This is a genomic window from Candidatus Pelagibacter bacterium nBUS_30 (genome assembly GCF_051201245.1).
In the GTDB taxonomy this organism is placed as follows: Bacteria; Pseudomonadota; Alphaproteobacteria; order Pelagibacterales; family Pelagibacteraceae; genus Pelagibacter.
Window position 1 is genome coordinate 1,128,327 of the sequence record NZ_CP172842.1, and the last position, 12,325, is coordinate 1,140,651.

12 protein-coding genes are annotated in these 12,325 nt (G+C 27.4%); 4 read left to right on the top strand and 8 right to left on the bottom strand.

All coding sequences use genetic code 11. The features are described 5' to 3' along the window. Position 1: 1 nt before the first annotated feature. Genes ACIJYE_RS06165 through ACIJYE_RS06175 form a run of 3 tightly spaced genes read left to right on the top strand, consistent with a single transcriptional unit; the run spans position 2 to position 4,946 of the window. Positions 2 to 814 (top strand): sulfurtransferase, encoded by an 813-nt coding sequence (locus ACIJYE_RS06165; protein WP_435090013.1) that lies wholly within the window; start codon positions 2 to 4, stop codon positions 812 to 814. A gap of 3 nt (positions 815 to 817) precedes the next feature. Next, a complete protein-coding gene (locus ACIJYE_RS06170) occupies positions 818 to 1,813 on the top strand; it encodes an efflux RND transporter periplasmic adaptor subunit (RefSeq protein ID WP_435090014.1) in 996 nt (331 codons plus the stop codon). Between the two features lie 4 nt (positions 1,814 to 1,817). After that, positions 1,818 to 4,946 (top strand): efflux RND transporter permease subunit, encoded by a 3,129-nt coding sequence (locus tag ACIJYE_RS06175; RefSeq protein WP_435090016.1) that lies wholly within the window; start codon positions 1,818 to 1,820, stop codon positions 4,944 to 4,946. Here ACIJYE_RS06175 and ACIJYE_RS06180 read toward each other — a convergent pair. Both ACIJYE_RS06180 and ACIJYE_RS06185 read right to left on the bottom strand, forming a co-directional pair. Beyond that, positions 4,936 to 5,535, bottom strand: a complete 600-nt coding sequence (locus ACIJYE_RS06180; protein WP_435090017.1) for a lytic transglycosylase — start codon at positions 5,533 to 5,535, stop codon at positions 4,936 to 4,938. The two genes, ACIJYE_RS06175 and ACIJYE_RS06180, sit on opposite strands and share 11 nt — an antisense overlap. Next, a complete protein-coding gene (locus tag ACIJYE_RS06185) occupies positions 5,516 to 5,911 on the bottom strand; it encodes a hypothetical protein (RefSeq protein WP_435090018.1) in 396 nt (131 codons plus the stop codon). The genes ACIJYE_RS06180 and ACIJYE_RS06185 overlap by 20 nt, the downstream gene beginning before the upstream one ends. Before the next feature lie 45 nt (positions 5,912 to 5,956). On the opposite strand from ACIJYE_RS06185, the gene ACIJYE_RS06190 reads away from it, so the two are divergent. Then, positions 5,957 to 6,670 (top strand): 2,3-bisphosphoglycerate-dependent phosphoglycerate mutase, encoded by a 714-nt coding sequence (locus tag ACIJYE_RS06190; RefSeq protein WP_435090019.1) that lies wholly within the window; start codon positions 5,957 to 5,959, stop codon positions 6,668 to 6,670. Here the strand turns inward: ACIJYE_RS06190 and ACIJYE_RS06195 are convergent. The 6 genes from ACIJYE_RS06195 to ACIJYE_RS06220 are packed head-to-tail and all read right to left on the bottom strand — an operon-like array spanning position 6,648 to position 12,316. Beyond that, the gene (locus tag ACIJYE_RS06195; RefSeq protein WP_435090020.1) at positions 6,648 to 7,337 is read right to left on the bottom strand and encodes a nucleotidyltransferase family protein; all 690 of its coding nucleotides are present in this window, start codon (positions 7,335 to 7,337) and stop codon (positions 6,648 to 6,650) included. The genes ACIJYE_RS06190 and ACIJYE_RS06195 overlap by 23 nt on opposite strands. Position 7,338: 1 nt before the next feature. Then, positions 7,339 to 8,289, bottom strand: a complete 951-nt coding sequence (locus ACIJYE_RS06200) for a phosphotransferase (RefSeq protein ID WP_435090021.1) — start codon at positions 8,287 to 8,289, stop codon at positions 7,339 to 7,341. A gap of 9 nt (positions 8,290 to 8,298) precedes the next feature. Next, complete coding sequence (gene tsaE / locus ACIJYE_RS06205; protein WP_435090022.1) at positions 8,299 to 8,754, bottom strand: tRNA (adenosine(37)-N6)-threonylcarbamoyltransferase complex ATPase subunit type 1 TsaE; 456 nt, start codon at positions 8,752 to 8,754, stop codon at positions 8,299 to 8,301. Then, positions 8,738 to 10,024 carry an adenosylhomocysteinase gene (ahcY, locus tag ACIJYE_RS06210; RefSeq protein WP_435090024.1) on the bottom strand — a complete coding sequence of 429 codons (1,287 nt, stop codon included), beginning with the start codon at positions 10,022 to 10,024 and terminating at the stop codon, positions 8,738 to 8,740. The genes tsaE and ahcY overlap by 17 nt, the downstream gene beginning before the upstream one ends. Before the next feature lie 43 nt (positions 10,025 to 10,067). Next, a complete protein-coding gene (locus ACIJYE_RS06215) occupies positions 10,068 to 11,609 on the bottom strand; it encodes an ATP-binding protein (protein ID WP_435090025.1) in 1,542 nt (513 codons plus the stop codon). Further along, positions 11,609 to 12,316, bottom strand: coding sequence for a response regulator transcription factor (locus ACIJYE_RS06220; protein WP_435090027.1), 708 nt, complete (start codon positions 12,314 to 12,316; stop codon positions 11,609 to 11,611). Before ACIJYE_RS06220 ends, ACIJYE_RS06215 begins: the two co-directional genes overlap by 1 nt. Between the last annotated feature and the right edge of the window lie 9 nt (positions 12,317 to 12,325).

Sequence of the window (12,325 nt, forward strand, 5' to 3'; positions counted from 1 at the left end):
AATGTCTTTAGTTGATACAAATTGGTTAAAAAAAAATATTAACAAAGTTAAAATTATAGACTCTTCTTGGCATATGCCCCAAACAAAAAGAGATGGTTTTGAAGAATATACAAAAGAACATATTCCCAACGCAATTTTTTTTGATTTAGATAAAAATTCAAAAATAGATACAGATTTACCTCACATGTTAACTGATATTAGTTCTTGGGAAAAAATTATGGGAAATATGGGTATTGAAAATAAAGATGAAATTGTAATTTATGATAACTCTGATGTAATAAGTTCGTGTAGGTGCTGGTATAATTTAATTTATTTTGGTCATGACCCAAAACTTGTACATGTTCTTGATGGTGGATTTAAAAAATGGAAAGAAGAAAGTAAAACTATAAACAACAAAGAAATTATCACTAAAACTTCTGTATATTCATGTAAGGAAAATACAGAATTTGTTAAGAATAAAAAACAGATAGATGAAAATATTAATAAAAATGAATTTAATGTTGTTGATGCAAGAAGCAGAGAGAGATTTGAAGGTAAAGTTTCTGAGCCAAGAAAAGGTTTAAGAAGTGGGTCAATAAAAAATTCTTTTTGCTTGCCTTTTGGGGAATTAATAAATGATGACCATACATTTGTTAGCAAAGATGAAATTTCAGAAAAATTTAAGTCATTTAATTTTGTTCATAATAAAAATCTAGTATTTTCGTGTGGATCAGGAGTAACTGCGAGCGTATTGGCTCTAGCTTATTCATTAATAAATGATAAATATAAGCCGACAATTTATGATGGCTCGTGGTCTGAGTACGGGAGAAACTAAAATATGAAAAGAGCAACAAAAATAACAACGATAGTATTAATTTTTTTCTTAGTTATTGCTGCGGTTATTATTGCAAGAACGATGATTGGCAATCACTTTAAAAAAAAATTTAGCAAAAGACCACCTCCAGGAATAATTGTTAAAGTAGTTGAGCAAAAATTATTTCAAAATACTATCGAAACATTTGGCACTGCTGTTCCTGTGCAAATTAAATCCTTTAATATTGAAAAATATGAAATATTAGAACCCATTAAATTTAATACAAAAGTTAAAACAGGGGATGTGATCGCAAAATTAAAGAATAGAAACATAACTACTCCTTTTGATGGAATTATTGGTAAACGAGATTTTTCAAACGATATAGATGTATCACAAAGCTCAATTATATTAAATTTAGAGGATACTTCAGTTCTATTTGTTGATGTCGATATACCAGAAACTTTTGCACCGTATGTAAAAAAAGGTCAGAACGTAGATATAAAATTTTCTGGAAATGCTCTTAAAAATTATCCCGGAACTGTAGAATCTACTGCAAGCAGAATTGATACAAACAAAAGATCTTTGCCGGTAAGGATTAAACTTAATAACCCTAATAACGAACTTTTATCTGGGTCACTATTAGAAGTATCTATTAATTATAATGAAAGAAATTCATTAAGTATTCTTGATACTAGCCTGATAATGGAAGGTGATAATGTTTATGTATATAAAGTAGATAAAGAAAATACTGTAAAAAAAGTACCAGTAGAAATTGGACTAAGAAAAAAAGGAACTGTAGAAATCAAATCTGGTCTTGAAGATGGTGACACGGTGGTTGCCGAAGGTTTAAAAAAAACAAGACCTAATGGAAAGATTAAACCAATTAAATATGGCTCAAAACAAAAAGCATCAAGTTGGAAAAAAAAAAGTAAGCCAGCTAAAACTGAAACAAAAAAAAGTAAGTTTGATTGGTTAAAAAAATTAAACCCTTTTAAAAAATCTGAGACAGAGAAAAAATAAATAGATGTACATCACTGAAGTAAGCATAAAACGACCTGTTGTTGCATGGGTTATGTCTTTAATTCTGATTGTATTTGGTTTATTTGTTTACTCAGAACTGCCTGTTAGAGAGTTACCAGATGGTTTGCAACCACCTGTGGTCCAAGTCAAAGTTGATTATAAGTCTGCATCAGCTCCAATTATCGATCAAGAAATAACACAAGTAATAGAGGATGTCATAGGAGGTGCAGAAGGAATTAAAAATATCGACTCTAAGTCTGAAAATGGAAGAAGCAGTATTAACATAGAGTTTGATACAGATATTGAGCTTGATGACGCTGCAAATGATATAAGAGAAAGAGTAGCAAGAATAGTAGATGCTCTTCCCTCAGAAGCAGATGCCCCACAGATATTAAAACAAGCAGCTGGTTTCACTACAACAATGTGGCTATCAGTTTCTTCATTAACCTGGTCTGATTTAGAACTTGGCGATTATGCAGATAGATATTTAGTCGATGCTTTTTCAAGTGTAAAAGGTGTTGGAAGAATTCTACTTGGAGGGCTTAGAGAATTAAGTGTAAGAGTTTGGATTGACCCTATCAAATTAGCTGCAAATGACATGACTATTCAAGAAGTCGAAAATGCACTAAGAAATGAGAATATAAGCTTGCCTGCAGGTACTTTAGAAGCAGATAATATAGATTTAACAATTAACTTAGATAAATCTTATACAAATATTGATGAATTAAAATTTTTACCAATTAAAAAAACAAAAGATAAAATTGTAAGATTATCAGATGTTGCAAATGTAGAATTAGGTCCTGTTTCTGAAAAAACATTATTTAAATCTCAAAGTAAAAATAATTTGAATCAAAAAACAGTTGGAATAGGAATTTACGCAAAAAGTGGTGCCTCAACAGTTGAACTATCAAATGAAATTCAAAAAAAGATTAAAGAAGTTAGAAAAACTTTACCCGACAGTCTCAAGTTAGAAGTTTCATTTAATAGAGCCACATATGTTAAAGCTGCTATTGATGAAGTTTATAAAACTTTAGCGATTGCATTTATTTTGGTGGTAATAATAATCTATTTATTTTTGGGAAATATAAAAGCAGTGATCGTTCCTGCAGTTGCTCTGCCAGTAAGCTTAATTGCATCATTTTTAGGTATTTATCTATTTGATTTATCAATAAATATTTTTGTACTTCTTAGTTTTATACTTGCGATTGGAATTATAACTGATGACTCAGTTATTATGACTGATGCAATTTATAGAAGAATAGAAAATGGGGAAAGCCCTTTGATTGCGGCTTACAAAGGCTCAAAACAAATTACCTTTGCCATTATTGCAACAACTTTAATTTTACTTGCTGTATTCATTCCATTAATTTTTATTAAGGGAATATCTGGAACTTTATTTAGAGAAACTGCTATAGCTCTATCATTTTCTATAGTTGTTTCATCATTCGTTGCATTAACACTTTCACCAATGTTGGGTAGTAAGTTTTTAAATAAAAAAACAAGTTCTGGTTTTTTTGTTAGAAAATTTAATGTTTTTTTTCAAGGTTTTTCTAATTTTTATAAAGAAACATTAAATTACTGGTTAAATAAAAAGAAAACGATAATAACATTTATTATTTTAATTATTGCAGGTTCTGTTGCTTTATTCATGTACACAACTAAAGAACTTCTTCCAAAAGAAGATAGAGGTGTTTATTTGGTCATTGGATTTACTGATGAGGGAAGTTCTTTTGATTACACACAAGAAAAAGCTCAAGTAGTAGAAAAGAGATTGCTTCCCTTACTTCAAGCTGAGAATAGTCCTTATGATAAATTTATAATGAGAGTTCCAGGTTTTGGAAGCTCTGCAAATTCATTTAATAGTTTTATTATTATTGCTTTACTTGAAGACTGGAAAAAAAGAGAAAAAGATGCAATGACAATAATGCGACAGGCTATAGGTAAAATAGTAACTGTACCTCAAACTTTAGCATTTCCAATTTCACCCCAGGCCATAAGGGTATCTAATTATAATAAACCAGTTCAAATGGTAATTTTAGGAAGTACCTATGATGAATTAGAAGAAATTCAAAATGAAGTTATAAGTAAACTAAGAAGAAATAGAGGACTATCTAGAATTGAGTCAGACTATAATAGAAACAAACCAGAAGTAAAATTAGTTATAAATAAAAATAAAGCTAAGGATTTAGGAATATCAACTAAATCTATTGGCCAAACATTAGAGACACTATATGGTGGCAAAAGAGTTACTACGTTTAATAAACTAGGTAAAGAATATCCGATTATTCTTCAACAATATCTTTTTGATAGAAAAGATAAAGATAGTCTAAGTAAACTTTTTGTAAGATCTAACATAACTGGAGAATTAATCTCATTATCAAACTTAGTTGACCTAAGGGAAGAAGGCTCAGCAAAAGTATTGGCAAGATATGATAGACAAAGAGCTGTAACTATTTCTGCAAATATAAATGAAAATTATTCTTTATTTGAGGCAATTGAATATCTGGAAAATATAATGGCAGAAGTAGCACCCACTAATCAAATTACTTGGAAAGGTGAGTCTGAAGAAGTTAAAGAAACAACAAATGAACTTTATATAATTTTTGCCCTTGGTTTACTAACTGCTTATTTGGTAATGGCTGCTACGTTTAACTCTTTTATTCATCCATTTATAATTATGCTAACTGTACCATTGGCTGTTTTTGGAGGACTGGTATTTATTTTATTCTTGAATAGTTCAATAAATATTTTTTCTCAAATTGCTTTAGTAATTCTTATCGGTATATCAACCAAAAATAGTATTTTGATTGTTGATTATGCAAATCAAATAAGAACTACTGGAAAAAAGATAGAAGACTCAGTTAAAGAAGCTTGTATATTAAGATTTCGACCTATTATGATGACATCAATAAGTACCATGATAGCAATGATGCCTTTAGTAATTGGAAATATAGGACCAGGCGCTGGTGAAGCATCTAGACTAGCTGTTGGAGCAACTATTCTTGGAGGAATGATAATTTCTACTTTCTTTACATTATATGTAACACCAACAATGTACCTAACACTTGCTAAAAATACTAAAAGAATAGACTCGGTTGATTTAGAGTTAAAAAAAGAATTATCTAAAAAATAATATATTTGTTTCTACTCAATGAATTACTACATTCTTTTAGTTGTTTTTTATAAACATTAGATTGTTTCTCGACTCTTTTTGCTAAGTTAATTATTTTTTTATTTTTTTTGTAATGTTTGTAATTTCCCCATCCCTCATGATAAGCAACATACTGTTTAAAAGCATCAGTTTTAGATATATCTAAAATAGAACTGGACTTGCTTGTATACCACCCAATAAAATCAACACTATCCTTAAACCTAGTTCTGACTGCAAGTTTATTTCCTGTTTCTTTTTTATATTGCTCCCAAGTACCATTCACAGCTTGAGAATATCCAAATGAAGTTGAAGGTCTTTTATAGGGAATTACTTTAAAAAGTTTTTGTCTAGGGGGTTTTGCAAGCCAATCAAAATCTGATTCCATTTTTATAATAGCAAGCTGTAAATAAAGAGGGGTTCCCCATTTTTTTTCTGATTTACTTGCATGTTTAAACCATAGATATCTTTCATTAAATATTGAACAACTATTTGAAGTATTCTTTGGTATTGAAGAACAGGCAGAAATTAATAACAGTATTATAAATAAAATTTTAATTTTTATAATTTTCATATTTTCTATAAAAAAAATTAATCGTTAAAACAATTGATACCCCAAGTAAATTTCCAAATAAATCAGATAATTCAAAGCTTCTTACAGGAATAAATATATGTAATATTTCTAAAATTATTGAAAGAAGAATTAAATATAAATTTAAAAAATTTAATTTATTTGAATTTTTATAAGTAAATAAACCAATGATAGACAATAAGCCAAAAGCATAAAGGTGGTTTGTAGAGACTAAAAAATCTGGAGTAATTTGTGGATCATATTGACAATTATTAAATAAAAAACATCCTATAAAGCTACCTGGGTATAGATATAAAGCTAGTAAAATAAAATTAGATAGATAAAAAATGAATTTATATTTTGAAAAAAAATTAATCATTAATTGTATGATTATATTTTATAAATTAAATTAAGAGATTAACAAATGAGTTATTTAATTTTAGTTAGACATGGTCAAAGTAAATGGAACCTTGAAAAAAAATTCACAGGATGGGTTGATGTAGATTTAACTGAAAATGGTAAATTAGAAGCAAAAAAATCAGGTGGACTAATAAAATCAAAAAATATCAATATTGATATTTATTACTCGTCCTTTCAATTAAGAGCAAAAAATACTTTAAAATTAATAAAAGAAATATTACAGGATACAAAAATTTCAAAAGAGGCTTGGCAATTAAACGAAAGACATTATGGAGCGCTTACAGGTTTAAATAAAGATGAAATGAGATTAAAACTAGGAAAAGAAAAAGTTCATCAATTTAGACGTTCATGGGATTTGCGACCAGATCCATTAGATAAAAATAATCCTTATCATCCAACAAATATTGAAACCTATAAAGAAATACCAATAAACGAAATTCCTGATACAGAGTCTCTAAAAGATACTTATGAAAGAGTATTAGAGTTTTATAAAAAAGATATAGAAAATAAAATTTCAGAAAATAATATTTTAATTTCTGCACATGGAAATTCAATTAGAGCATTATGTAAATATTTATTTAAATTAGATGAAAATCAAATTTCAAAATTGGAAATACCAACTGGAAATCCATTGTTAATTACTTTAGATGACAATAAGAAAATTACTGATTGTAAATACTTGGATGATGAAAGAGCTAAAGATCTTGTAGTTTTTTAAAAGTTTTAAGATCTGTTAAATGATAAAAATCATTATTAGTCTCAAAACCATAAAGTTCTTTTTTTTCAATTAAATCGTTCCACAAATTATTTATTGAAAATTTTTCAGTTTTATAAATTGAAAGCAGTTTTTTATTTAATATTTGACAACCTGTATAAATAAATTTTCTATCATTATTTTTTATAATTAAATTATCTTTAAGATCAAAATCACCATTTAAATTCTTATCAAAACTTAAATCTTTGTTAACAAGCAAAAGTATGTTGTTAAGTTGTTTGGAAAAATACAATTTTTCCATTTCAATAATTTCTTCAGAGTAATTTTTTTTCCAAATTGTATCTGGATTGAATATTAAAACATCATCTTCTTTTGTATGGTTTAACATATTTTTTATACCACCGCCTGTATCAAGAATATTTTTACCATCTTCAATAATTGATATTTTAGGTTTAAAATTTTTTTTATTTATAAAATTACGAATTTGATCTTTAAGATAAAAAGTATTGATAAAAATCTCTTTTACATCCAAACTTTCAATTAAATTAATGCAAGTTTCAAGCACTGCAATATTGTTTAATTTGATCAAAGGTTTGGGAATGTCTAGTGTTAGTGGATTTAATCTTTTTCCAAATCCTGCACATAAAATAAAGGCTGTATTAATTTTCATTTTATTTAGTTATAAATTTAGGGAAATTAGTTGCCAATAACAACTTCAAATTAATTAAGTCTTTATTTTTACTCATCCTGCTATCAATCATATTCCAAGCATATGGAATAAGTTTTAAATATTTCCTTTTCTTATCTCTTTCTGCCAATCTCATGAATATTCCAATAATTTTTAAATTTCTAAGAACAGATAAAATATCAAAATCATTTTTGAATTTATTTACATCAATTGTTTTATTGGTGTTTAAATAATAGTTGTACACCTTATCTTTTAATGAATTGGGTGTTTTATATCTAACATCATCAATTAAGGACGCTAAATCATAGGCTTTGTTTCCAATAAGAGCATCTTGATTATCAATTAATCCAATTTGATTTTTGGAGTTTATGATTAAGTTTGAAACATGAAAATCTCTATGAACAAAAGTATCATTTTTAAAGTTTAGTTTTGATAGTACCAACTTAATTTCTTTATTAAATTTACTATTGAATATATTGATTTTTTTTTTATTTATTTTTTTTGGAACATACCAATAACTAAATAATTTTGCTTCATCTAATAAGATCTTGCTTTTATAATCTTTAACTAGGTAAAATTTATTTTTAAAATTTTTGATTTTTTTATCTTTTACTAATTGAATTTTATTTAAAATATTAATTATTTTCTTAAATATTAAATATTGTTTTTTTTTATTTCTTGAAAATATTTGATAAATAGTTTTTTTTCCCAAATCCTGTATTTCAATATAATTCTTTTTATAATTTTGACTTAATAATTTAGGGGCAATTATATAATTTTTAATTAAGATTTTATTAATTGAGTCATAAATTAATAAATTTTTAATTTTTTCTTTATTTGAAAAAACTATAATTGAGTTTTTTTTAGTATTTCTATAAAATTTTCTAAAAGAAGCATCTCCTTTAATTTCCCTAAAATCTTTTGAAAGTTTCATATTAAAAGATCAGTCTAGACCATCAATTTTAATAGATCTATTATTTAATTCATTTTCATAGTTAAAAATTAAATCTATGGTCTTGTTAAAGTTTACTTTATTAATTAATTCTGGCCACTCAATAAGTGTTATTGTATTTTGATTATTATCATATAGATCTAAATTCTTAACTTCAGACTTATCTTTCAATCTAAATAGGTCATAATGTTTAATAATTAAATCACCTGTCTCATATTCATTAAGTAAGTTAAAAGTTGGACTTGTTACTTCTGTAGTTTGTAATTTTTTTTTTATTTGAAATTGATTAATTAAATATTTTACAAAAGTAGTTTTACCTACCCCCATTTCTCCATATAAAAAGATTACTTCGCCACCTGTCAGATAATTGGAAAAATTCTCAGCTAATTCTTTGGTCGTCTCTTCTGAGGATATATCTATTATGCTATTTTTAATAGCGATAGGCATCTGGTTTGAATGGACCTTCAGTCCCAACACTTATATAATCTGCTTGTTCTTTGGATAATTTTGTAAGTTTAGCACCAACTTTTTTTAAATGAAGAGTTGCAACTTTTTCATCCAAATGTTTAGGAAGAACATAAACTTTATTTTCATAATTTTTATGATTATTCCAAAGCTCAATCTGTGCAATTACTTGGTTTGTAAATGAGGCGCTCATAACAAAACTTGGATGTCCTGTTGCACAACCTAAATTAACTAATCTTCCCTCTGCTAAAAGAATAATTCTTTTTTTGCTTGGCAATTCTATTTCGTGAACTTGTGGTTTAACTTCACTCCATTTATAATTTTTAAGAGCTTCGACTTGAATTTCATTATCAAAGTGACCAATATTACATAAAATTGCTCTATCTTTCATGTCTCTCATATGGTCAGCAGTAACAATATCTTTATTTCCTGTGGCTGTTACAACGATGTCAGCTCTGCTAATAGCTTCTTCCATCAAAACAACTTCATATCCTTCCATTGCAGCCTGTAATGCGCAGATTGGGTCTGCTTCAGTAACTAAAACTCTTGCTCCACTTTGTCTTAGTGATGCCGCACTTCCTTTACCTACATCTCCAAAGCCCGCTACGATTGCAATTTTTCCTGACATCATTACATCTGTTGCTCTTCTAATTCCATCTACTAAACTTTCTCTGCAACCATATAAATTATCAAATTTTGATTTAGTAACTGAGTCATTAACATTAATCGCTGGCACTAAAAGAGAATTATCTTTTTCCATCTTATTTAAAGCTTTTATTCCTGTAGTAGTCTCTTCTGAAACTCCTTTTATATCTTTCATCAAATCTTTATATTCATTGTGCATAATTGCAGTTAAATCACCACCATCATCTAAAAGCATATTTGGTTTCCAATCAGGTTTGCCAATAATAGTTTGTTTGATACACCAGAGATATTCTTCTTCAGTCTCACCCTTCCATGCATAAACAGGTATTCCAGCCTTGGCGATTGCAGAAGCTGCATGATCCTGAGTTGAAAAAATATTACACGAAGACCATCTTACCTCAGCTCCTAGAGCAACCAATGTTTCTATCAATACAGCTGTCTGAATAGTCATATGCAAACAACCAATAATTCTTGCTCCTGTTAATGGTTTAGTTTTTGAATACTCTTCTCTTAAAGCCATTAATCCTGGCATTTCACTCTCTGCTATCGAGATTTCTTTTCTACCAAATTCAGCTGATGATATATCTTTGACTTTAAAATCTTCCATGGAAAAGTTTTATACAGTTAACAACAAATTAATCAAGATAAGATTAAGCACCGGGAAAATTTATCTCTACGATAGCACCATCTCTATCTAATCGATTTGATGCTACAATTTCACCGTCATGAAGATCAACTAAATTTTTAACAATATTCAATCCAAGACCTGAATGTTCTCCAAATTTATCTGGTCTATTGCTATAAAATCTTTTGAATATTTTTGATGTATCTATCTCTTTAAAGCCTTGGCCATCATCAATAATTTTAACCACAATTTTTTTATTTGCAGTATTGGATATATTTACAAAAATATTTTCTCCTTCTTTACAAAATGAAATTGAATTATCCAATAAATTAGCAATTATTTGCTCAATTCGGTTTTCGATACCATTAATGATATATTTTTCATTGCCATCACTTTCATAATTAATTTTAATATTTTTTTTAACTCCTTGGATGTTGTTATAATCATCTACAACAGATTGAATAATTGGCTCTATATTGATTTTTTTCATCTTTTCTTTACTAAGAGCTACTTCATCTTTTAACATCTGTGAATAATCAGTTATTAATCTTTCAATTCTCAAAACATCATGGCTAAGAATATTCAATAATTTTAATCGTTGTTCAGAGTTGTTACTGTCTTGCAATATCTCAGAAGCACTTTTTAAAGATGCAAGTGGGTTTCTTATTTCATGAACTAGATCTGTTGAAAAATTCTCAGCATGAGCGACTCTTTTTTGAAGTTCAATTGTCATATCATCCAGTGAATTTGATAAAAGTCCTAATTCATCATTACGACTTTTTAAACTTTCAATATTTGTTTTGGTTTGACTTTTGTCTTTAATAACTTTTGTATAGCTTACAAGGTTTTGTATTGGTTTAATAAAATATCTACTCAAAACAAAAGAGAAAATAAGAATTACAAAACCTACAGCAATTGCGGTTCTAATAACAAAAGCTTTCCTTTCATCAGTGGCTATTTTGATATCATTGGCATTTTCAGTAATGGCAATGTATCCAATATTAGAATTATCTTTAATTACATTTTTAATTGTAATTAATTTAAATTGATTAAGATCCTCCTGTATGAATGTGTAAGAATTTCCATAAGCATCAGAATTTAAATATTTTTTTAATATTTTTTCATAAGTGAAGTTCTTATTTTCAGTAAAATCATTATTTTCATTTGTATTATTTTTGTCATTTTCATTATCATTCAAACTTTCGAATTCAATTTCATCTAATCTTGTAGAAAAAGATCTTGGATCAAGATCTAAGGTATCTGTGTCACCTACTATATTTAAATCATTGTCAAAAAAAATTACTCTATCAAGGTTTTGAAAAATAAAACGTGTTGAAAATAAAAACTTCCTAATATCATCAGGATTAAATTTTACGTCTAATCTTAGAAGAGTATTGATTGTATTATCTATTACATTTAAGTGTTTTACTGATTTCTTTTTAATTAAATTTGGTTGAACATTATTTAGATAAATAAATGTAAATAAACTAATAATTGTAAAAATTACAAAATTTATAAATAAAAATTTATTTAATATAGATAGACTTTTTAAGTATTTACTAAACATTAGCTAACATTCCATCTATATCCACTACCATATCTAGTTTCAATAGCTGAAAAATTAGGGTCAACTTTTTTAAATTTCTTACGGATTCTTTTAACATGACTATCAATAGTTCTATCTTCAATATCTGTATCTTCTCTGTATGCAATATCCATTAATTGTGCTCTTTCTTTAATAATTCCAGGTCTTTTTGCTAATTCTTTCACAATTAAAAATTCTGTTGTTGTTAATTTATCTGGAAGTTGCTTACTATTCCATTCACACTCAAGTTGTGATGGATCCAATTTAAGTCTTCCATGTGCAATCAAGCTTTTATTTTCTTCCAATGTATGATTGGTATCTTTTTTTCTAAGTTGAACTCTAATTCTTTCAACTAAAACTTTTATGGAAAAACCTCCAGATTTTTTTACAAAGTCATCAGCTCCTAATTTTAATCCTAATAACTCATCAATCTCGTCATCTTTTGATGTTAAAAAGATTACTGGTAGAGAGGTTTTTTTTCTTAGCTTCTTAAGTAATTCCTCACCATCCATCTTTGGCATCTTAATATCAATTACTGCTAAGTCTGGTGGAGTTCTGGTCAGACCAATCAACGCACTTTCTCCATCTATATAAGTTTGAACTTTAAAACCTTCTTTTTCTAAAGCTATACTCAAACTAGTTAAAATATTTCTATCATCATCTATTAAAGCTATTGTTTGTTTATGCATTACTTATTT

Excerpts from the sequence above, each read along its gene's own strand:
- tsaE (WP_435090022.1), bottom strand. The coding sequence starts at position 8,754 with ATGCCTATCGCTATTAAAAATAGCATAATAGATATATCCTCAGAAGAG.
- ACIJYE_RS06175 (WP_435090016.1), top strand. The coding sequence starts at position 1,818 with ATGTACATCACTGAAGTAAGCATAAAACGACCTGTTGTTGCATGGGTT.
- ACIJYE_RS06185 (WP_435090018.1), bottom strand. The coding sequence starts at position 5,911 with ATGATTAATTTTTTTTCAAAATATAAATTCATTTTTTATCTATCTAAT.
- ACIJYE_RS06180 (WP_435090017.1), bottom strand. The coding sequence starts at position 5,535 with ATGAAAATTATAAAAATTAAAATTTTATTTATAATACTGTTATTAATT.
- ACIJYE_RS06220 (WP_435090027.1), bottom strand. The coding sequence starts at position 12,316 with ATGCATAAACAAACAATAGCTTTAATAGATGATGATAGAAATATTTTA.
- ACIJYE_RS06195 (WP_435090020.1), bottom strand. The coding sequence starts at position 7,337 with ATGAAAATTAATACAGCCTTTATTTTATGTGCAGGATTTGGAAAAAGA.
- ACIJYE_RS06165 (WP_435090013.1), top strand. The coding sequence starts at position 2 with ATGTCTTTAGTTGATACAAATTGGTTAAAAAAAAATATTAACAAAGTT.
- ACIJYE_RS06200 (WP_435090021.1), bottom strand. The coding sequence starts at position 8,289 with ATGAAACTTTCAAAAGATTTTAGGGAAATTAAAGGAGATGCTTCTTTT.
- ACIJYE_RS06170 (WP_435090014.1), top strand. The coding sequence starts at position 818 with ATGAAAAGAGCAACAAAAATAACAACGATAGTATTAATTTTTTTCTTA.
- ACIJYE_RS06190 (WP_435090019.1), top strand. The coding sequence starts at position 5,957 with ATGAGTTATTTAATTTTAGTTAGACATGGTCAAAGTAAATGGAACCTT.
- ahcY (WP_435090024.1), bottom strand. The coding sequence starts at position 10,024 with ATGGAAGATTTTAAAGTCAAAGATATATCATCAGCTGAATTTGGTAGA.
- ACIJYE_RS06215 (WP_435090025.1), bottom strand. The coding sequence starts at position 11,609 with ATGTTTAGTAAATACTTAAAAAGTCTATCTATATTAAATAAATTTTTA.